Annotated in this window: 19 protein-coding genes; 6 read left to right on the forward strand and 13 right to left on the reverse strand. The window is 65.8% G+C overall.

Going from position 1 to position 20,853, the window contains the following annotated elements; genetic code table 11:
- Window positions 1-153: 153 nt before the first annotated feature.
- Window positions 154-996 (reverse strand): outer membrane protein, encoded by an 843-nt coding sequence (locus QXZ94_RS18940; protein ID WP_315721697.1) that lies wholly within the window; start codon window positions 994-996, stop codon window positions 154-156.
- A 341-nt stretch (window positions 997-1,337) separates the two neighbouring features.
- Window positions 1,338-2,690 (reverse strand): phosphoglucosamine mutase, encoded by a 1,353-nt coding sequence (glmM, locus tag QXZ94_RS18945; protein WP_315721698.1) that lies wholly within the window; start codon window positions 2,688-2,690, stop codon window positions 1,338-1,340.
- A 419-nt stretch (window positions 2,691-3,109) separates the two neighbouring features.
- Here glmM and QXZ94_RS18950 point away from each other — a divergent pair, with 419 nt between their 5' ends.
- The gene (locus QXZ94_RS18950; protein WP_172132340.1) at window positions 3,110-4,246 is read left to right on the forward strand and encodes an alpha-hydroxy acid oxidase; all 1,137 of its coding nucleotides are present in this window, start codon (window positions 3,110-3,112) and stop codon (window positions 4,244-4,246) included.
- 292 nt (window positions 4,247-4,538) lie between these two features.
- Here QXZ94_RS18950 and QXZ94_RS18955 read toward each other — a convergent pair whose 3' ends face one another.
- The 11 genes from QXZ94_RS18955 to QXZ94_RS19005 all read right to left on the reverse strand — a co-directional run bounded on the left by QXZ94_RS18955 (window position 4,539) and on the right by QXZ94_RS19005 (window position 17,300).
- Window positions 4,539-5,099, reverse strand: a complete 561-nt coding sequence (locus QXZ94_RS18955; protein ID WP_315726374.1) for a hypothetical protein — start codon at window positions 5,097-5,099, stop codon at window positions 4,539-4,541.
- 226 nt (window positions 5,100-5,325) lie between these two features.
- A complete protein-coding gene (locus tag QXZ94_RS18960; protein ID WP_315721699.1) occupies window positions 5,326-6,117 on the reverse strand; it encodes a M15 family metallopeptidase in 792 nt (263 codons plus the stop codon).
- Complete coding sequence (locus tag QXZ94_RS18965) at window positions 6,114-7,466, reverse strand: YARHG domain-containing protein (protein ID WP_315721700.1); 1,353 nt, start codon at window positions 7,464-7,466, stop codon at window positions 6,114-6,116. The genes QXZ94_RS18960 and QXZ94_RS18965 overlap by 4 nt, the downstream gene beginning before the upstream one ends.
- Before the next feature lie 109 nt (window positions 7,467-7,575).
- On the reverse strand, window positions 7,576-8,418 hold the full coding sequence (locus QXZ94_RS18970; protein WP_315721701.1) for a shikimate dehydrogenase: 843 nt from the start codon (window positions 8,416-8,418) through the stop codon (window positions 7,576-7,578).
- Window positions 8,419-8,535: 117 nt separating this feature from the next.
- Window positions 8,536-10,299: a SulP family inorganic anion transporter gene (locus tag QXZ94_RS18975; RefSeq protein WP_315721702.1), complete on the reverse strand. Its 1,764-nt coding sequence runs from the start codon at window positions 10,297-10,299 to the stop codon at window positions 8,536-8,538.
- A gap of 93 nt (window positions 10,300-10,392) precedes the next feature.
- A complete protein-coding gene (locus QXZ94_RS18980; protein WP_172112371.1) occupies window positions 10,393-10,695 on the reverse strand; it encodes a helix-turn-helix domain-containing protein in 303 nt (100 codons plus the stop codon).
- Window positions 10,696-11,247: 552 nt separating this feature from the next.
- Complete coding sequence (locus QXZ94_RS18985) at window positions 11,248-12,273, reverse strand: histidine kinase dimerization/phosphoacceptor domain -containing protein (RefSeq protein ID WP_315721703.1); 1,026 nt, start codon at window positions 12,271-12,273, stop codon at window positions 11,248-11,250.
- 302 nt (window positions 12,274-12,575) lie between these two features.
- Entirely contained in the window at window positions 12,576-14,624 is a 2,049-nt protein-coding gene (locus tag QXZ94_RS18990; protein WP_315721704.1) for an elongation factor G, read from the reverse strand.
- A 176-nt stretch (window positions 14,625-14,800) separates the two neighbouring features.
- Window positions 14,801-15,271 carry a DUF992 domain-containing protein gene (locus QXZ94_RS18995; RefSeq protein ID WP_172132334.1) on the reverse strand — a complete coding sequence of 157 codons (471 nt, stop codon included), beginning with the start codon at window positions 15,269-15,271 and terminating at the stop codon, window positions 14,801-14,803.
- A gap of 181 nt (window positions 15,272-15,452) precedes the next feature.
- Entirely contained in the window at window positions 15,453-15,977 is a 525-nt protein-coding gene (locus tag QXZ94_RS19000; RefSeq protein WP_172112375.1) for a DUF992 domain-containing protein, read from the reverse strand.
- A gap of 120 nt (window positions 15,978-16,097) precedes the next feature.
- Window positions 16,098-17,300 (reverse strand): pyridoxal phosphate-dependent aminotransferase, encoded by a 1,203-nt coding sequence (locus QXZ94_RS19005; protein ID WP_315721705.1) that lies wholly within the window; start codon window positions 17,298-17,300, stop codon window positions 16,098-16,100.
- A gap of 191 nt (window positions 17,301-17,491) precedes the next feature.
- On the opposite strand from QXZ94_RS19005, the gene QXZ94_RS19010 reads away from it, so the two are divergent.
- The 5 genes from QXZ94_RS19010 to QXZ94_RS19030 all read left to right on the forward strand — a co-directional run bounded on the left by QXZ94_RS19010 (window position 17,492) and on the right by QXZ94_RS19030 (window position 20,799).
- Window positions 17,492-18,724 carry a glycosyltransferase family 87 protein gene (locus QXZ94_RS19010; RefSeq protein WP_315726376.1) on the forward strand — a complete coding sequence of 411 codons (1,233 nt, stop codon included), beginning with the start codon at window positions 17,492-17,494 and terminating at the stop codon, window positions 18,722-18,724.
- A 192-nt stretch (window positions 18,725-18,916) separates the two neighbouring features.
- Window positions 18,917-19,567, forward strand: coding sequence for a glutathione S-transferase family protein (locus QXZ94_RS19015; RefSeq protein ID WP_172112377.1), 651 nt, complete (start codon window positions 18,917-18,919; stop codon window positions 19,565-19,567).
- 192 nt (window positions 19,568-19,759) lie between these two features.
- Entirely contained in the window at window positions 19,760-20,014 is a 255-nt protein-coding gene (locus QXZ94_RS19020) for a hypothetical protein (protein ID WP_315721706.1), read from the forward strand.
- 68 nt (window positions 20,015-20,082) lie between these two features.
- Complete coding sequence (locus QXZ94_RS19025) at window positions 20,083-20,277, forward strand: hypothetical protein (RefSeq protein WP_315721707.1); 195 nt, start codon at window positions 20,083-20,085, stop codon at window positions 20,275-20,277.
- 60 nt (window positions 20,278-20,337) lie between these two features.
- Window positions 20,338-20,799, forward strand: coding sequence for a GNAT family N-acetyltransferase (locus tag QXZ94_RS19030; protein ID WP_315721708.1), 462 nt, complete (start codon window positions 20,338-20,340; stop codon window positions 20,797-20,799).
- Window positions 20,800-20,853: the final 54 nt, after the last annotated feature.

The following is a 20,853-nucleotide window of genomic DNA, read 5'->3' on the forward strand; positions in this document are numbered from 1 at the left end:
GCGATCATCGCGCGTTAACCTTAATCATCCGTTGCCGGAACGCGGCTACCGGCAATTCTTTCAGCGAGGGCACGCCTCTTCGGACCGGTCGGAAAAGCGAAACGGCGCGGGAAGCCCGCGCCGTTCGTTCAGTCAGAATGACGTTTGCTCGTCTCAGCCCTTGCGGATCAGCGCCGGCATCGGCGGCGGCGGAGGATTGTCGAAATTCCAGCGCACGCCGAGCTTCAGGTCGTGCGAGGTGATGTCCTTGAATTTGAAGTTGTTGCCAGTGGTGGTGCCGGTATAGGTCGACAGCACGCCGGTCTGGCCCTGCCCGAGGTCGACATAGCTGTAGGCCAGTTCGAGCACGAGGTTCGGATTGACGTTGTAGGCCAGACCCGCATGGGCCGCCCAGGCGAAGTTCCACTTCGAGGAGGTCGGCGCCGTGGCGAAGCTCGTGGTCGTGAACGGCAGGTTGTTGATGCCGGTGTCGGTGAAGTTCGAGATCGTCACGCGCGAGCCGCCGACGCCGGCGCCGATGAACGGCGTCACGCACCACCAGGTGCCGAGATCGACATAGGCGTTGGCCATGACGACCCATTCCGACTTGCTGGCCGTGTAGTTGTCGATGCCGCTATACGGCACGCCGCCCGCCGTCGCGTTGAAGCGATCGGTGCCCTTGAAGTTCGAATTGCCGCGATATTGGCCGGTGACGTCGGCGCGGAACCAGCTATTGAAGCGATAGCCGACGCCGACGCCGTAGATGCCGGCGGTGTCGAATCCGGAGGTCTGCTCGAACGAGGTCATCGGCGTATAGGCCGACTCGCGGCTGTAATGAACGTCCTTGACCTTCTGATTGCTGAAGCCGATGTCGCCGCGCAGGTACCAGCCGCCGAAATCGGCCGCCGGGGGCGGCGCGTAGACCGGGGGAGGCATGATGGGCATGTCGGCCGCAAAGGCCAGAGTTGAAAACAGAGAGGCCGCTCCGGCGGCGATCAAAGACATAACGCTACGCATTGGCTTCGTCCCTTTGGCCGGTGAGGCGTTCGGAAATGGGCCCCACATCACAACTGACGGCTGTACAATCGCACCAAATGCTTAAGCAGCGCTTAACCCTAACAATTAAGGTTGATGTTTCGTGAGCGCGCGGGAACCGTTAACGGTCACGCAACAGATCCTAACAAACTATTAGCCAAGCCGTCCTGGTCCGACACACGCTAACTAATCAGCTCAAACCGACAGAGCGCTCGCATCCTCCCCCGTTCTTGAACGTCCGTCGGCGCGAGGCGACATCACCAACAAAAAAGCCTGCCATCGAACAACGATGGCAGGCTTTGAAAGCTGAGAGATGCGAAAGACTACGCGGCCGCCGCAGCCGCGTTGCCGACGGCGGCGACGATCTCGTCGACGACCTCCTCGACCAGATTGCGGTCGTCGCCCTCGCCCATCACGCGGATGACCGGCTCGGTGCCGGAGGAGCGCACGAGCAGGCGGCCATGGCCGTTGAGACGCTTCTGCCCGGTATCGATCGCCGACTTCACCGCGTCGGCATCGAGCGGCTTGCCGCTGCGATAGCGCACGTTCTTCAGGATCTGCGGCAGCGGATCGAACTTGTGGCAGACCTCGGAGACCGGACGGCGCAGCTTCTGCACCGTGGCCAGCACCTGCAGCGCCGCGACGAAGCCGTCGCCGGTCGTCGCGTAGTCCGACAGGATGATGTGGCCGGACTGCTCGCCGCCGAGATTGTAGCCGTCGGCCAGCATGCGCTCGAGCACGTAGCGGTCGCCGACCGGCGTACGCACCAGCTCGAGCCCCTGCCCTTGCAGGAAGCGCTCCAGTCCGAGATTGGACATCACGGTCGCGACGATGCCGGGCTGCGCCAGGCGGCCGTCCTCCTTCCAGCTCTGCGCGATCACCGCGAGCAGCTGGTCGCCGTCGACGATGTGGCCGCGCTCGTCGACCAGGATCACGCGGTCGGCGTCGCCGTCGAGCGCGATGCCGATGTCGGCGCGCATCTCACGAACTTTCCGACAAAGAGCTTCCGGCGAGGTCGAGCCGCACTCCTTGTTGATGTTGAAGCCGTCCGGCTCCACGCCGATCGAGATCACGTCGGCGCCGAGCTCCCACAGCGCCTCGGGCACGACCTTGTAGGCCGCGCCATTGGCGCAATCGACCACCACGCGCAGGCCGTCGAGCGAGAGATCGCGCGGCAGCGTGCGCTTGGCAAATTCGATGTAGCGGTCATGCACGCCGTCGATGCGGCGGGCGCGGCCGAGGCTCGCGCTCTGCGCCAGCTTCTTGTCGAGCGACTCATCGAGCAGCTGCTCGATCTGCCTTTCGACATCGTCGGACAGCTTGAAGCCCTGCGGCCCGAACAGCTTGATGCCGTTGTCCTCGAACAGGTTGTGCGAGGCCGAGATCATGACGCCGAGATCGGCGCGCATCGACTTGGTCAGCATCGCCACCGCCGGCGTCGGCATCGGGCCGACCAGCAGCACGTCCATGCCGACCGAGGTGAAGCCCGCGACCATCGCATATTCGATCATGTAGCCCGACAGACGCGTGTCCTTGCCGATCACAACCCGGTGGCGGTGCTCGCCCCGCTGGAACAGAAGACCTGCGGCCTGCCCCACCTTGAGCGCGAGTTCCGGCGTGATCAGGCCGTTGGCACGGCCACGAATCCCATCGGTCCCGAAATAGTTACGGCTCATTTGACCCCCAGCGACGGCTTTCTGGATTTCGTTACCGGCGGCCCGCGAATCACGGCACGGCCCATCCGGTCAGCCCGCGGGTTATAGTCCCGTTAAACCCGCCCTGGCTTCAAAAAATGTGATGAATCATTACCAGGAAACTGCCTCCCCCCCGGTAACCTCCTGTTAAGGCTAATTTTTCTGAAACAGGCGGAGGTGATCGGGACGCCTCTGCGCCGCCCCCCGCATGGTGGCAACGCGGAAACACCGGCCAGCCGGATGGCAAGCCGTATCGCGATCGCGCCACTGCGCTTCGTTCCGGCGGGTGGGCTGCCGTTCCAAGGTGGATTTGGCAGCCGAAGCAAAGATGCTAGAGGACGTGCCAGCCCAAGATCTGCCAGCTCAAGAAACGAGACGTCGGTGGGGAGCCGAACACTGCGATGAAGCACATCACCTGCATTGAAGACCTGCGCCTCTTGCACAAGCGCCGCGTGCCCAAGGCGTTCTTCGATTACGCCGACCGCGGCTCCTATGCCGAGGAGACCTTGCGCGCCAACCGCGAGGATCTGCAGAAGATCAAATTCCGCCAGCGCATCCTGGTCGACGTCTCCAAGCGCGACCTGTCGACCACCATCCTCGGCGAGCCCTCTTCGATGCCGCTGATCCTGGCCCCGGTCGGCCTCCTGGGCATGCAGCATGGCGACGGCGAGATCCACGCCTGCCGCGCGGCGCAGGCGGCCGGCATCCCCTTCACCCAGAGCACGATGTCGATCTGCTCGATCGAGGACATCGCCGGCAGCGTCGAGAAGCCGTTCTGGTTCCAGCTCTACGTCATGAAGGACCGCGGCTTCATCAAGGCGCTGGTCGAGCGCGCCATCGCGGCGAAGTGCACCGCGCTGTGCCTGACGGTCGACCTGCAGGTGATCGGCCAGCGTCACCAGGACATCAAGAACGGCATGAGCGTGCCGCCGGAATGGACGCTGTCCAAGCTGTTCGACTTCGCCATCAGGCCGGCCTGGGTGCAGGGCGTGCTGCAGGGCAAGCGCCGCACCTTCGGCAATATCGCCGGCCACGTGAAGAACACCGAGGATCTCACCAAGCTCTCGGCGTGGACCGCCGCGCAGTTCGACACCTCGCTGAACTGGAAGGACGTCGACTGGATCCGCTCGATCTGGCCGGGCAAGCTGATCATCAAGGGCATCCATGACATCGAGGACGCCAAGCTCGCCGTCGAGACCGGCGCGCAGGCGCTGGTGGTGTCGAACCATGGCGGCCGCCAGCTCGACGGCGCGCCGTCGTCGATCCACGTGCTGCCCGGCATCGCGGACGCCGTCGGCGACAAGATCGAGATCATGTTCGACGGCGGCATCCGCTCCGGCCAGGACGTGATGCGCGCGCTCGCCCTCGGCGCCAAATCCTGCATGCTCGGCCGCGCCTATGCCTATGGCCTCGGCGCCGGCGGCCAGGCCGGCGTCGCCAAGGCCATCGACATCATCCGCAACGAGCTGCTGACGACGATGGGCCTGTGCGGCGTCAATACGGTGGCGGAGATCGATCGCAAGGTGCTGGCGGATTAGTTGGAGCCGATGCGGCGTCAGCGCGGACGGTGCAACCTCTCCCCGCTCTTTGCGGAGAGAGGTCGGATTGCGCAGCAATCCGGGTGAGGGGCATGGCTGAAGAAGCTCAGATAGTGGTCCGTCGGACGGGCACAGCGACTTCGCGTCGATGAAGGCATCGAGCGCGCATGGACTATCATTGCCGAGCTAACAGAAGATCAGTTCGCAGCAAGAAAAACTGCCCCCCCGCGCCGCTGCCCCTCACCCCAACCCTCTCCCCGTGAAGAACGGGGAGAGGGAGCGCACCGTCTTCCTACATCGGCGGCGTCAGCCCATCGCGGCCGACACTGACGCGGCTTGTTTCGAGCGCGCCGTCAGGCAACTGCTTGACGGTGGCGATCACCTTGGCGCCCGTCTTCAGCTCGGACTTGTCGCCTGGCACAAAAGTGACGATCGGCGTCTCCGGCGTGATGTCGACCCGCTTCTCGCCGCCCTTGTATTTGACCAGCAGCGTGTGACCATCGGTCGAGACCGAGCTTTCGGCCACCGTCGCGTTGGTCATGCTCGAGTTCGGCTTCAGGTCCCACGGACGCGAGCCTTCGCCGGTGCCACGCATCTCCTCGGGAAAGATGTGGATCTCGACCGCTTTCGGCGCACCGTCCGGGCCAGGCACGGTGGTGGCTCCGATGAACGATCCCGGCTTGATGTCGGAGAGGTCAGCCTTGACGACACCGGACACGCGCAGGTCACCGGCCATGCGCAGCTTGAAGATTTCGCCGCTGCGGGCCTTCACCGTCATCGTATCGGCATCCACACTCTCGATGGCGCCGCGGACCCGCGTTGGCACCGGGGCGAGCTGAGCGATCGCGAGCATGGAGGTGGTCGCAACCATGGCGAGTGCAACAGCGGGACGGATCAGGGCGAGACGGAAAGACATGCGGGAAACTCCGAGGCTCTAGGCTTGGGCTCTCATTCAGGTCGCAAGCGGCCCGTCGAGCGTACGTGGATTGAGACGCCGCTTCGCGCTGCTTATTCCATTCTCAAGCCATTGTGAGAACGCGTGCTCTCTCCCGCGTCCATTCAACGGCGCGGGCCAGGGCTCAACGCGCCTGCGGCGGCAGCAGCTCCGGCCGATACTCGAAATGCATCGTATCGTAATGATACCACCTGCCGCCCCAGATGAATCCGTGTCGCTCGAAGATGTCGACGATCTGCTGCGGAAAGCGATTCTTGTAGGGAATGAGTGACGACTTCTTTGCGCTCCAGAGCCAATAGTCGGAATAGTCCAGGTTCAGGTCGATCGCCGCGGCATAGCCGTGCATGCTCATCCGGCCGGTGTCGGCCACGGGACGGCAGGACAGAACACCGGCGATCGGAAAGGCGGCACGCCTGATCTTGGGGTCGAGCTCATCGATCTCGGCGGAGATCTGCTTCAGCCGTTCCGCCACGCCGTTGACGCGGGTGACGCTGACGGTCTTGCCCCAGCTCTTCGGCAGCCAGGTGATCGTGACCAGGCTTCGACTCACACCGCCTGCGGTGCAGTCGCCGTACATCTTCTTGAAGAACGCCTCGTTCCTCAAGCGACCGGGGTCGGCGTTGACGGCCGGTGTGGATGGCTGGCCGCGCGGATAGGGCTGGCTGAGCTGATCGAGAATGGTGGCATTGCGCAGCCTGTCGTCGAAGGACCGCTGCGGATCGAGCTGGCCGGCGGGCATGCGCGTGCCGTCGTGCCAGATGATGGCGTCGCCATCATGGCCGGCCAGCGCCTGCGGATAGGCCTGCACGAGGCGGTCGAGCAGATCGGCAGCCGTCTCCGCGCGCACAACCGAGGCCGTCAGCAATGGCAGGCCGACGCAGACCGGCGCGAGCCAGCAGGCGGTACGACCGATCACGGCCGCTTGCTCATCTGATCGATCAATTTGACGTTGGCCTCCTCGACACCGTTCAAAATCGGATTCCAGGTCGATGGTGCGTACCAGGCGAAGCGGCCGAAATACGCCTTGAGATCCGGCGCGTCGAAGAACCGTCCGCGCCGGGCAAAGATCTCGTTCTTGGCCAGCCGCAGCTCCGCCTTGGAGAGCCGCGCCAGCTCGCCTGGTGTCAGCAGGCGGCGGTCGGAGTCGGCAAACAGAAAACCGCTCGGCTGCGTCGCGCCATTTTCGGCGCGATCGAGAAGCTCGACATTGGCCGCCTCGACCGGGTTCAGCACGGGGTCCCACGTCCGCGGCATGTACCAGGCGAATTTGCTGAAGTAGGCCGTGAGCTCGGGTGACGAAAAATGGCGTCCGCGGCGCGCGAAGATCTCGTTGCGGGCGATGCGCAGCTCCTCCATCGTCCGTCCTTGCAGGTCGGCGGCCGACAGCAAGCGCTGGTCGGAGTCGGGAAAGACGAACTCGGCCGAACGCGGCGCACTGGCCAATGCGGGAGCCGGGACCGGTGGAGGTGGGGTCGCGGCTGCGGCGACAGGCGCGGTCGGCTGCCCGGCGGCTGGCCCTGCGAAGTAGAACGTGCCGTCGATCGGCGACGAGGCGACCCAGGGCTGCTGCGCGCTGGCCGTCGCCTTCTTCACCGTCAGCCCGACCTGATTGAACGCCTGCAGCACGTCCAGCCCCGGCCGCTGCACGGCATCGACCAGGGCGCGCGTGTACGGGCTGTGCCCGTCATCGCCGTCCAGCGCGACATTGCCGGGCTGCGTCGCATAGGAGAGAATCGTCCCCTCGGGCGCGCGGATCTGCGCGAGGCCGCCATCGCTCGATCGCAGCCCACGTCCGCCGAACGGATTGTTGCGGCAGGCATCGAGGATCACGATGTTGAGCTTGGTGCCGGCGGCTTCCATCTGCCGCAGGACGAGCCCGACATCGACCATCATGAAATCGACATCGGCTTCGCGGGCAGGATTGGCGCTGGTGGGAACCAGATAGTTGGTCCCGCGCACCTGAATGCCGTGACCGGCGTAGTAGAACACGGCGACCTCGGCGCCCAGGAGCTGCCTGCTGTAGGCCTGGATCGCCTGGTCGAAGCGCGGCTTGTCGAGATCGAGCTGCGCCGCTCCACCAACGAGGGTGAAGCCCAGACGTTGAAGCGTCTCGGCGACCAGGCGCGCATCATTGGCTGGATTGGCGAGCTTGCCGACGCTTTGGTAGTCCGAATTGCCGACCACCAGCGCGACGCGCGGGGCGGCGGTGCAAGGCGCCACGCAGAGCAACAAGAAGACCAAAATACCAATAGCCGGTCGTATCATCCTCAGTCCTCAGATCCGGGCGTCGTTCTAGCCTGCCCAACGGATCAAATCGACTGTGGCATTGCGGCGATATTGCATCGCGGGCCCACCGTGGACGGCGCATCATCCGCTATCTCTTGCGGAGATCAGCCTCGACCAGCGCGCGCAATTCCGGCGTCACCTGCGGGCGGCGGCCGAACCACAATTCGAAACCGCGCACCGCCTGATGCAGGAGCATGCCGAGCCCGTCCGCGGTGCGGAGCCCCCTCGCCCGCGCGGTCGCGAGCAGTTGCGTCTCCAGCGGGACGTAAACGATGTCGGCCACCACGGCATGCGGCGACAGCAGCGCGACGTCGAGCGCGAGCGGCGGCTGGCCGTGCATGCCGAGCGAGGTCGTGTTGACGAACAGCCCGGCGCGCGGCAGCAGCGCACCGACGCGGTCCCAGCCTTCGGCGGCGACACGGCTGCCGAACTCATCGGCCAGCGCCTGGGCGCGCGCAGCGGTGCGGTTGATGACGTGAACGCGGCCGATGCCGCGTTCGAGCAGCCCGAACACCACGGCGCGGGCCGAGCCGCCGGAGCCGAGGACGAGCGCCTCGTCGGTGCGGTCCCAGCCGGGGGCGGCAGCATCGAGATTGCCGATGAAACCTTCGACGTCGGTGTTGGTCGCGCGCAGGATGCCGTGCTCGTACCACAGCGTGTTGGCAGCGCCGACGGCGCGGGCGCGCGCGTCCGGCTCGGACAGCTCCAGCACACGTTCCTTGTGCGGGATGGTGACGTTGGCGCCGACGAAGCCCCGCCGGTCGAGATGGGTGACGAAGTCCGCCAGCTCCTCCGGCGGCACGGCTTCGATGGTGTAGCCGCCGGCGATCCCGAGCTGGTGCAGCCAATGATGATGGATCAAGGGCGAGCGCGAATGCGCGGCAGGCCAGCCGATCAGGCACGCGGCGCGAGGTTTGGCGGCGAGGGTCATGGCCGTGACATCGGACAAGCTCCGGCCGGAGTCAATGCTCGGAGCCTGGAGGTGGCCCCTCGGGGACGAGCGCGGCAGACGTCACGCGCAGCCTGCCGTGGCGGCCCAGGTCAAGCCTCAGCTCGCCGCTAGCCCGTCGGCGATCTCCTCCCGCGGCGCGTCCTTGCCCTTGATGTCGGCCACGGCGCGCTCGATGGTCTCGCGATAGCGTACCAGCGGCGGCCGCACGCCGTGGGTCAACAGCGCCCGGCGCACCGTCGGCGAGGCGCCGGTGATGAACAGCCGGATGCCCTGGCGCTTGGCCTTGGCGGCGACGCGGCTCATCGCGTTGGCGGCGGTCGAATCCAGGAACGGCACGGCTGCGAAATCGACCACGAAGGCCTTGCGGCGGTCGGCGATGGAGTCGAGCACGGTCCCGACCGTCGAGGCGGCGCCGAAGAAGAACGCGCCGGTGATGCGATAGACCAGCACATCCTTGTCGGCGCTGAGCTTGGGATTGTACGGCACGCGCGCGCCATCCTCGAAGTCCGCCCGATCCTCGGCGACCAGCGGCGAGCCATCCTCGACGCCGGTCATCTGCGCCATCCGGTTGATGAAGAGCACCGCGCCGAGCGCGAAGCCGACCAGGATGCCCTCGGTGAGATCGCGGAAGATCGTGAGCCCGAAGGTCGCGAGCAGCACCGTGGCATCGCCCCAGGACGAGCGGACCAGGGTCGCGAACTCGTGCTTCTCGGCCATGTTCCAGGCGACGACCACGAGCACCGCGGCCAGTGCCGACAGCGGGATGTAGCTCGCCAAGGGGGCCGCGATCAGCATGAACACCAGCAGGAACAGCGAATGCAGCATGCCCGACACCGGGCCGCGTGCGCCGGCGCGGACGTTGGTCGCGGTGCGCGCGATGGTGCCGGTGACGCAGATGCCGCCGAACAGAGCCGAGCCGACATTGGCAAAGCCCTGCGCGACCAGCTCGCAGTTCGAGCGATGGCGGCGGCCGGTCATGCCGTCGGCGACGACGGCCGAGAGCAGCGATTCGATCGCACCGAGCAGGGCGAAGGCGATCGCATCGGGAAACACCGCCTGGATCTTGGCGAGCGACATCGCCGGCAGCGTCGGCGCGGGCAGCTCGCGCGGAATGCCGCCGAATTTGGTGCCGATGGTTTCGACCGGCAGCTGCAGCGCATAGGTGAAGACCGCCGCGACCACGACCGCGATGAGAATTCCGGGCCATGTCGGCCGCAGGCGCTTGAGCCCGACGATGATCGCGATCGACAGCGCCGCCAGCGCGACCGCCGACAGGTTTGCCGTCGGCGCGCCATGCGCGAGCGCCGTGAGCTTGGGAATCAGCTCGCCCGGCTCCTTGGCCGTAAGCGTAATGCCGAACAGGTCCTTCAGCTGGCTGGCGAAGATGATCACGGCGATGCCGGCGGTGAAGCCGACCGTGACCGGATAGGGAATGAACTTGATGTAGGTGCCGAGCCGCAGATAGCCGGCGATCACCAGCATCACGCCGGACATCATTGTTGCGAGCAGCAGGCCATCGAGACCCTGCCGGTCGACGGTCGCGGCGACCAGCACGATGAAGGCGCCGGCCGGGCCGCCGATCTGGAAGCGGCTGCCGCCGAGCAGCGAGATCAGGAAGCCGCCGATCACGGCGGTGTAGAGGCCGCGGCCCGGCGAGACGCCGGAGGCGATCGCGATCGCCATCGACAGCGGCAGCGCGACGATCGCGACCGTCAGGCCCGCGAGCGCATCGGCGCGGAAATCGGCGAGGCCATAGCCCTCACGCAGCACCGTGAGAAGTTTTGGGGAATACAGCTCGGCAAAGGTCGGCTCATGATGTCCGACCCGCCGCTGCGCGCCGTGCTCGTTTGCGATGCTCATGCCCATCACGCTCCCGTCGCATCGTCCGAGCGCCATGCACCGACGATGCGTCTCACACGGAGCGCTCAACGGCCTCCGTGCCGCGCGATGAAGCTAGCTCGCGCCATCGCGCGCAATGTCAGTTTGACGGCCCACGCGGTTGGGCGGCCCGGGGTCCTTCAGGCGAACACCGCGCCCGCCATCCTCGCTGCGGGCATGCTCACCGATCAGATCCACGCCCGCACGATTGAGCGCATCGACGACCTTGGTCAGCGAATCCACGACGCCGCGGACGTTGCCGGTGGAGGCTTCCATCCGCTGGATCGTCGGCAGCGATACGCCGGCCAGCTCGGCCAAGGTTTTCTGATCTATCCCGAGCAGCGCACGCGCGGCCCGCATCTGGAACGACGTGATCACGATGGCCTCACGTAGCACACACCATAAGTGATGTCTGAGACAAAGACAATGATGTAAAATACATCATATGGAGGCAATGGCAAGGGCTACGGGGATGGCCGCCAGGGCTGCCTGCGGCGCGGATTGAGTTGGAGCATCAAGGCCGCATGACGCGCCTTTCCGATCGCCAAGCGCGCAGCTTCGAGGTCGGCCCCGCTCTCACCCTCCCCTGGAGGGGGAGGGTCGGCTCACACGGAGCACAGCGTAACGTGAGCCGGGGTGGGGTGATCTCTCCTCTTGCGCCGGTTTCGCGGAGAGATCACCCCACCCCGCTCGCCCGCTTCGCGTGCGATCGACCCTCCCCCTCCAGGGGAGGGTGAGACTGAATTCGCGGTGCCTTCCGTCGTCCCTATCAGCGCCTTGGCGATGAGAGCATGATGCGTTTCCACCGAGAGCATGATCCGGAAAAGTGGAAACCGGTTTTCCGAAAAGATCATGCTCAAACAAAGGGATAGGATCATGATGCGATTCCGTGGAATCGCATCATGATCTAGTCGCATCGTGCTCTAGGCGTCAGGCCGGAACCTGTTTGGGAAAATCGAGCCGAACCGTCGTGCCACGGCCGCTGGTGGTGGTGAGCTTGCCGTGCAGCTGTGCGGCAAGGCCCTCGCAGATCCGCAAGCCCAAGCTGTTACCTTTGCTGGGGTCGGCGCCGGGGGCGAGGCCCTTGCCGTCATCCGCGATCGTTAGCGCATAGCGCGCCTCGTCGAGCGGCCTCAGGCTGACCGTGATGGTGCCAGCCTCGTCCGGCCCGAAGGCATGCTTGAGCGCATTGGTGACGAGTTCGACGACCAGCAGCGACAGCGCAGTCAGGCGGGTCAGGTCGAGCTGCGCCGGCGCGAAATCCACCACGCAGGCGACCTGGCGCGCGCCACTCGACTCCAGCACGTCGTTGCAGATGGTCTGCAGATAGGGACCGATGTCGAGATCCATCCGGCCGGGATCATGCAACATGCGATGAACGCGCGAGATCGTCTCGAGCCGCGTCTGCGCCTCGCTGAGAATCGCAGTGGCGCGCGAGGGATCCGCCAGCGCCTGCCGCTTCTGCATCATCAGCAATCCGGCGATGAACTGGATGTTGTTGGCGACGCGGTGCTGCAGCTCCTGGAACAGCACGCGCTGATTTTCGTAGAGCCGCTCGGAGACGGCGCGCTCCTGGCGCAGATGCCGCGCGGCCTCATGCATCAAATGGATCAGCGTGATGTCGACCGCGACGATGATCGCGTAGAAGCCGATCGCGAACGCGTTCTGATAGCCCGACGCCGGCATGAAGAAGTACCACGCCAGCGCGCCGCACAACGCGGCACACACGGTGCCGGGCCCGACACCGCAGAAGAAGGTCGTGAGGATGACGGCCGGGAAGAACGTCAGATAGGGAAAGCCGTCGGGCAGCGTATCGACCAAAGCGAGGCGCAGCGCGAAGGCCGCGATCGCCGCGCCGACGGCGATCGCGTAGCCCAGCAGGGCTTGGCGGCGGAATCTTTCCGTCGCCTGGGCGGCGCGCAGATAGAACGGAGCAGACGAGAGCTTCTGAATCACGTGAGGCTGAGCTGGGAACTGATGAACTCTCGGGCCCGCGCCGTCGTCCCGTCCGGCTCGACATCACCGAGGGGGCGTGGGCGGCGGCCGATCAGGATTGTTCGGCCAATGACGGCATATCAGGTCCGGGGATCGGATGGCGTTATCATAACACCATGCTGGGAACTCGGTTGGTGCACAAGTGCACATTGCGTCGCAACGCGAGGCGACGCGGGCCGCCGATACTTGCCGGACCATATCGGCGGGGTCGCTGAAGCCGTGGCCGGGCTTACGGGCGCCCGGCCACGCTGCAAGGCTTGGGACTATGCCGCGTCGCGATGCGAAGCGATGATGTGGTCGGCGGCGCGGCCCGTCACCTCGGCCATGTGGTCGAACTGGCGGGTGAAGCTGCCGGCACCGGCGGTGGCCGAGCGCAGCTCGACGATCAACTCGCCGATCTCGGCCTCCGGCATCATGGCACGGACGCAGTCCCATCCCGGCCAGCCGTCGCGGGTGTCGAACGACAGGATCTGGCCGCGCCGAGCCGACAGGATCGCGTTGATCCTGGCGGTCGCTTCGGTCGGACAGACGATCTCGACCGTGTGGATCGGCTCCAGCAGCACCGGCTGGCATTGCGGCAGCGCCTCGCTGACGCCGGCCCGCGCCGCCGTCCGGAACGCGAGGTCGGACGAATCGACGCTGTGATAGGAGCCGTCGGTGAGCGTCACCGCGACATCGATCACCGGGAAGCCGAGCGGGCCGCGCACCAGCGCGTCGACGACGCCCTCCTCGACCGCCGGGATGTAGTTGCGCGGCACCGCGCCGCCGACCACCTTCTCGGCGAACTGGAAGCCCTCGCCGCGCGGCAGCGGCTTGATGTCGAGCACGACGTCGCCAAACTGGCCGTGGCCGCCGGACTGCTTCTTGTGCCGGCCGCGCTGGGTGATCGGCTTGCGGATGGTCTCCTGATAGCCGATCGCGGGCGCATGCGATTTGACGTTGACGCCGAAGCGGTCCCGCAGCCGCTCGAGCGCGACGCGCAGATGCATCTCGCCCTGTCCCCACAGCACCGTGTCATGCGTGCGCTGGTTCTGCACCATCGTCAGCGAGGGGTCCTCCTCGTTGAGCCGCAGCAGGGCCTGGCCGAGCTTGACGTCGTCCTTGCGGTCGACGGCGGCGATCGAGATCGCCAGCACCGGCGGACACGGATCGAGCTTCGCGAGCGCCTTTGGCGCCGTCTTGCCGGTCGCAATCGTGTCGCCGGTCTTGACGGTCTCGAGCTTGCCGAGCGCGACCGTGTCGCCGGCCTCCGCGCCCGCGCGCTTGCTGTCATAGACGCCGGTCGCAGCGAGAATGCCGGAGACGCGCGCCGCCTCGCCCGAGGCGGCATGCAAGGTCGCACCATCGTCGAGATGGCCCGCCAGCAGCCGCGTCAGCGACAGCTTGCCGCCATGCTGCAGATGCAGCGTCTTGAAGACGTAGCCGAGCGCCTCCTTGGTGTCCTTGACGCCGAGCCGCCTGGCGGTCTCGGCGATGCCGGGCGCCTCGTGGCGCAGCGCCTTCATCAGCCGGAGCACGCCGTTCTCGCGCAGCGCCGAGCCGAGCAGCACCGGGCAGATCAGGCCCTCACGCAATTCGCGCGCGAGGTCGTCGAACACGGCATCGCGCGGCGGCGGGATATCCTCGAGCAACTGCTCCATCAGCGAATCGTCGTGATCGGCGAGCTTCTCCAGCATCGAGAAGCGCGCCTCCTTCTCGCGGTCGAGATCGCCGCCTTCGAGCGCGACGACCTCGGAGGCCTTGTGCTCGCGATAGATGAAGGCGCGCTCCAGAGCGAGATCGACGAAGCCCTCGATGAGCTCGCCTTTCCAGATCGGGATCTGGCGGAGCACCAGCGGCACGCGCGAGGCCGGCTGCAAGGTCGCCAGCGTCTCGCGGATGCGCGCATTGGCGCGATCGATCTTGTTGAGAAACAGGAAGCGCGGAATGCGCAGCTCCTCGAGCTCGCGCAGGATGAGCTGCAGCTGCGGCAGCTTCTTCTCATCCGCCTCGCAGACCACGATCGCAGCGTCCACCGCCGGCAGCGCGGCGCGCATGTCGTGGATGAACTCGATCGAGCCGGGACAGTCGAGGAAGGTGTAGCTGTCGCCCATGAAGGTCGTGGTCGCCGCCGTCATCGCGACGCTCATCTTGTGATGGCGCGCCTCCGGGCTGGCATCGCCGACGGAGGTGCCGGCGTCGACGCTGCCGGTGCGCGGGATCGCGCCGGTTCGCGCCAGGATCGCCTCCAACAGAGTGGTTTTACCGCTTTGGAAAGGGCCCACCAGCGCGATGCACCGTGGACCTCGGGGACTTCTCAGGTCTTGTCCCATTTCGCCGCCTCCTCATTGTGGAGCTCGGCCCTTGATTGGGTCGGCAAAGCCGAATGCTCTGCCTCGTCTGCCGCTTTGGCAAGCAGGACGCTCGCGAAAAACGTCGCTGCAGTGCGGCAGGCACGCCGCCTTCCCGCACGATTGCGGGAAGGCGGCTGTTCACGGCAAAGGGAGGATCAACGGCCCGGGCGCAATTCGAGGCTTTGCAGCCCGGCCGAGACGGACAGACCGACCTGGCCCTGCACGCTGAGCGGCTGCAACGCGATCGAGTTGGCGGAGCCGCCGACCAGCACGTTGCCGCCGAGGCCGACACCGACCGCGGCCGAGCCCTGCGCACCGGCATAGTCGCCGGAAAGATCGCCCGGCCCGAGCCGCGCGACCGGCGCATAGACCACCCAGGCGAGCAGCGATTCCTGGGTGATGCCGAGGTCGAGGCCGACCTTGCGGATCGTCGCGACGTAGCGGTCCTCGGGGAGGCCGTCGGCGCGCAGCACGCAGCCGAGATGGGTCACCGAGCCGACGATGAAGCCGACGCTGGCGCCGCCGCGGCATTCGAGGACGCCGATCCGCACGCGATCTTGCGCCTGGGCAGCGCCGGCGATGCAGAGGCCTGCAGCAGTGAGCCCGGCGAGGATGGTCGAGCGCATGAATAAACTCCGGCTGAAATGAACATGTGATGCGGCGCTCGGTGATCGAACCGATGATCACGAGCCATCACATCTATGCCACAAGGCTTACAGCCGTGCCAGAAGCGGCGCGCCGTTCATCTGGCTGAACAACGTCAGCTCTCGCCCGATGCCACGCTGCTGCGAGGCATTCTCGCCGTGCTCAGCGATAATAGCGTGAGAAGTAGGACGACGATCGGCTCGGGCTTGGATGCACCGGCAGCAGCGGCACCAGCTCGACCTCGGTGATTCCCGCCGCGAGGTTCATGCCGGTCTGCCCCTGCAGGCTGATCGGCTGCAACTGGGTGGCGCGATCGGTGTCGCGGACCAGGAAGCTGCCGCCGAAGCCGACCAGCGCGGCGGCGTTGGCCGACAAGCCGCCATAGCGCCCGCGCAGCTCGCTGCGGCCGAAATCATTGACGGGAGCGTAGACTGCCCACGCCATCCGGGTCTGATCCGTCAGTCCGAGATCGAGACCGTAGCGGCGGACCTTGGCGACATAGCGCTCCGGCTGGCGGCCCTGGCTGCGAAACACGCAGCGCAGACGGGCCTGCGACATCACCAGCTTGCCGGTCGTCCGTCGGCCCTCGCACTCCAGAACCCCCGCACGCATCGGCCGGCCCTGATGGGCCTGCGCGAGCGGCACCATCATCACCATCGCCACGATCGACAGCACAAGCAGCCGCATCAAACTCAACCCTACGCCACCGGACTTGAGCCCGGACAAAAGAAAGGCGCCATGTTCAAAACATGGCGCCTTTCTGTGCGGAACTTGACCTTTGGAGATTCGAAGGTCGCTGTTGCCCGATTACCTCAGATTGCCGCAGAAGCGCTGGATACGCTTGCAGGCGTCCTCGAGATCCGAGGTCTTGGTCGCATAGGAGATGCGGAAGGCCGGGCCGAGGCCGAACGCCGAGCCATGCACCACCGCGACGCCCTCGGTCTCCAGGAGCTCGGTGACGAAGGCCTCGTCATTGTCGATCACCTTGCCCGACGGCGCGGTCTTGCCGATCGTGCCGGCGCAGGACGGATAGACGTAGAACGCGCCTTCCGGCCGCGGGCACTCGATGCCGTTCGCCTGGTTCAGCATCGAGACCACGAGATCGCGGCGCTCCTTGAACACCTTGTTGTTGGCCGGGATGAAGCTCTGCGGGCCGTTGAGAGCCTCCACCGCCGCCCATTGCGCGATCGAGCACGGGTTCGAGGTCGACTGCGACTGGATGGTCGCCATCGCCTTGATCAGCTGCGCCGGACCGCCGGCATAGCCGATCCGCCAGCCGGTCATGCAATAGGCCTTGGAGACGCCGTTGACGGTCAGCGTGCGGTCGAACAGCGAGGGCTCGACCTGGGCCGGCGTGGTGAACACGAAGTCGTCATAGACCAGGTGCTCATACATGTCGTCGGTCATGATCCAGACATGCGGATGCTTGACCAGCACCTCGGTGAGCGCCTTCAGCTCGGCCTTGGTGTAGGCCGCGCCGGTCGGGTTCGACGGCGAGCACAGGATCAGCCACTTGGTCTTCGGCGTGATCGCCTTGTCCAGCGCCTCCGGCTGCAGCTTGAAGCCGTGGGCGGCGGTGCAGACCACCGGCACCGGCTCGCCGCCGGCGAGCGCCACCATCTCCGGATAGCTGACCCAATACGGCGCCGGGATGATCACCTGGTCGCCGGGATTGATGGTCGCCATCAGCGCATTGTACAGCACCTGCTTGCCGCCGACGCCGACGATCACCTGGTTCGGCTTGTAGGTGAGGCCGTTCTCGCGCTGGAACTTGCCGATGATGGCTTCCTTCAGCTCGGGGATGCCATCGACCGCGGTGTACTTGGTCTTGCCGTCCTGGATCGCCTTGATCGCGGCCTGCTTGATGTTGTCGGGCGTGTCGAAATCCGGCTCGCCGGCGCCGAGGCCGATGACGTTGCGGCCCGCCGCTTTGAGGACTCGCGCTTTATCCGTGACCGCGATGGTCGCGGACGGCTTCACACGGTCGAGCGCAGCGGCGAGAAAGGACATCATCAGCTCCTATGCAGGCGTCGTGGATCACCCCCTCGGGGCCACGACCAGTCATGTCAGGGAAACGCCTGCTTTTACGGCCCGAAAGCCCGCATCGCAAGAAGCTTGGGCACATGGCTCCCAAGAGTTTAGGGAACGTTAAAGCGACCCGGCTAGCGTGGACCAACGATTGTCCCAATTTTCAGGCCGAAATGACCACTATCGGGAGCGCCCTGCGATCCGGCAACTGGCTGACGGCCGCGCGGATCAGATCCTACAGCTGGCTTCTGCTCGCGTTCGCGGCCGCCGCGGTCGCGGGCTGGATCGCGCTCTCCGACGGCCTGATCGATCGCAACGGCAAGCCGATCGGCACCGATTTCTCCAATGTCTATGCGGCAGGGGTATTGACCCTTCACGGCAAGGCCGCCGACGCCTACGACCCACCGTTGCAGCATGCGATGGAGAAGGCCGTGTTCGACGGCCGCGACGTGCCGTTCTTCGGCTGGCACTATCCCCCATTCTTCTTCGCAATCGCCGCCGTCACGGCTTTGCTGCCCTATGCCGGGGGGCTGGCGCTGTGGGTGGTGTCGAGCCTGCTCGCCTATCTCGCTGTCATGCGCGCGATCCTGCCACGGTCGGAGACGTTGCTGGTCGCCGCCGCCTTCCCCGCGGTGTTCGTCAACATCGGTCATGGCCAGAACGCGTTCTTCACGGCCGCCCTGCTCGGCGGCGCGTTGCTGATGATGGAGCGCGGCCGGCCGTGGATCGCAGGCGTGCTGATCGGGCTTCTGGCCTACAAGCCGCAATTCGGCGTGCTCATCCCGATCGCCCTGCTCGCAAGCGGGCGCTGGCCGACGATCGCGGCAGCAGGTGTCACGGTGGCGGCGCTGATCGCGATCAGCTTCGCGGTGCTGGGCACCGACGTCTGGCATGCCTTCTTCCAGTCGATGACTTTCACCCAGACGGTGGTGCTCGAGCAAGGCGGCACCGGCTGGGAGAAAATACAGTCCGTGTTCTCGGCGGCACGTCACTGGGGAGCCGATGTCCGCACCGCCTATGCGCTGCAGACCTTGCTCGCATTGTCGCTCGCGGGCGGCCTTGCATGGCTGTGGCAGAGCGAGGCGGCGTTCGATCTGAAGGCCTCGGCGCTCGCCAGCGCGAGCCTGCTGGCAACGCCTTACGTTCTCGACTATGACCTCGTCGTGCTGGCCGTCGCGATCATCTTCTTCGTTCGCCATGGTCTCGCCGACGGCTTTCGCGACTATGAGCTCAGCGTGCTCGCCGCTGCGTGGATCGTGCCGCTGCTGTCGCGCAGCGTCGCCGGGCTGACGACGATACCGCTCGGTCTGATCGTGCTGATGGGTCTGTTTGCGCTGACTCTGCGCCGCGCGCTGGCCGATCGCGCCTCCGAGATCGACGGACACGCGCGCATCGCACAAGCGTGATCTCGATTATTTGAAGCTGTTGGAAAGTTGTTGTTCGCGAGTGCGGTGCAGTAGCTGTTTTCGACTTTTTCCATCCCTCGGCTCTTGCAGCCCGCGCCCATCGGCATCATTGTCTGGCCGCATTGCGGGACGATCTGGCGTCCGGATGCGTGATTCTCCAACGCGACGATTCCTCGAACTCGATACGGCCGGATGTACAAGCTCTATTCGATGCAGCGATCGGGCAATAGCTACAAGGTCCGCCTTGCGCTGGCGCTCCTGAACGCGCCCTATCAGGCGATCGAGATCGACATTCTCCGCGGCGAGAGCCGCACGCCGGACTTCCTCGCCAAGAACCCGAGCGGCCAGGTGCCGCTGCTCGAGGTCGGCGAGGACCGCTACATCGCCGAGTCCAACGCGATCCTGTGGTATGTCGCCGGCGGCACGCCGCTGGTGCCGGAATCACGCATCGAGCGCGCCGAGGCGCTGCAATGGATGTTCTTCGAGCAGCACGCGCTGGAGCCGAACATCGGCGCCGCCTATTTCTGGCTGCTGCTCGTCAAGGGCGGGCGTGACCTGCAGACCCACGCGCTGGAGGACTGGATGGAGCGCGGCTACGCGGCGCTGCAGGTGATGGAGAATCATCTCAAGAGCAACGACTACTTCGCAGCGAAGCAGCTGACCGTCGCCGACATCGCGCTCTACGGCTACACCCATGTCGCCGACCGTTGCGACTTCGATCTCTCGACCTTCCCGAAGATCCGCAACTGGCTGCGCCGGGTCGAGCATGCGCCCGGTTTCGTGGCGATGGACTGGCAGCCGGCCATGATCGATTCAGCGGGCATTGCCGCCGACTACGATTGACGGTGCACCGTAAGACTACCGACCGCCCGTAGAACCGCGGGAAAAATACACGCGCGGGCGGGAACAGATACCGGTAACGCCATCTTTTTGCCATTTTTGGCCAGTTGCCGCCCCAATCCTGCCCAGCGTTACCTTAGAATTTACCTCTGCGAGTGATTCGCTCGCGGATGTATGGGTAAGGGATTCGACTTCATGTCCCGGTGGCGTGGTGCTTCCGTTCCGAAGTTCAGTTGGGTCCGTGGCCCTGGGTCGCCCGGGACATCCGAACACAGTGAAGGGCCGGTCACAGCGACCGTCAGCGGCTTTCACGACCACGTCACGCTCACCCTTTCTGCCGACCTGACCACTGTGGTCGCGGCCACGATTGCAGCCAGCACGCTCTCATTGGGTGTGAGCGTCAGCATCGTTGTGCTGTCGATCCAGGCCGTCATCTCGATGCCCGCTTAGCCAGGAAGCCATTTTGACAACCCTTCGCGGTTTTCGCGACAACAGGCGATGATTGTCTCGCGCTGCAAATGGCGATGAAATCAACGGTCGTAATTGTTGCCGTGACCCTGGCACTCGCGATCCTGCTGGCGGCTTCACTGCTCATCATCATCGAGCGCCGCGGCGAGCTGTCGCTGTCGCCGCTCACCGAAGAAGCGCGGACGATGCATGTCCGGCTGATCGGGCCGCCCACCGCCGTCCCGGTGCAGACGGTCCCCGGTTGATCTCGGATCGAGCGGCACGTATCGAGGTCCCGTCCGACTCCAGCCGACGGTGAAGCCCTGATGACCGACGCCCCGACCATTCGCGCGATCGCGCGCGACGACTATGATCGCTGGCTGCCGTTGTGGGACGGTTACAACGCCTTCTACGGCCGCTCCGGACCGACCGCGCTGGCGGCCGAGATCACCGCCACCACCTGGGCTCGCTTCTTCGATGCCGCTGAGCCGGTGCACGCCCTGGTCGCCGAGAGCGGCGGCGAGCTGATCGGGCTGACGCATTATCTGTTTCACCGCGCCACCACATCGATCGGGCCGCTCTGCTACCTCAACGACCTGTTCACGAGCGAAGCCGCCCGCGGCAAGGGCGTCGGACGCGCGCTGATCGAAGCCGTCTACCACGCCGCCCGGCAGGCCGGCGCGCCCCGCGTCTACTGGCAGACGCATGAGACCAACAGCACGGCACAGGCGCTCTACGACAAGATCGCCGAACGTTCGGGCTTCATCGTCTACCGCAAGGCGGTGTAGGCCAGCGGCTGTCATGCCGCCGTCATGCCCCGCGCCTACGCTCAGGCCGAGCGC

The organism is Bradyrhizobium sp. SZCCHNS2022 (assembly GCF_032377575.1).
Taxonomy (GTDB): domain Bacteria; phylum Pseudomonadota; class Alphaproteobacteria; order Rhizobiales; family Xanthobacteraceae; genus Bradyrhizobium; species Bradyrhizobium aeschynomenes.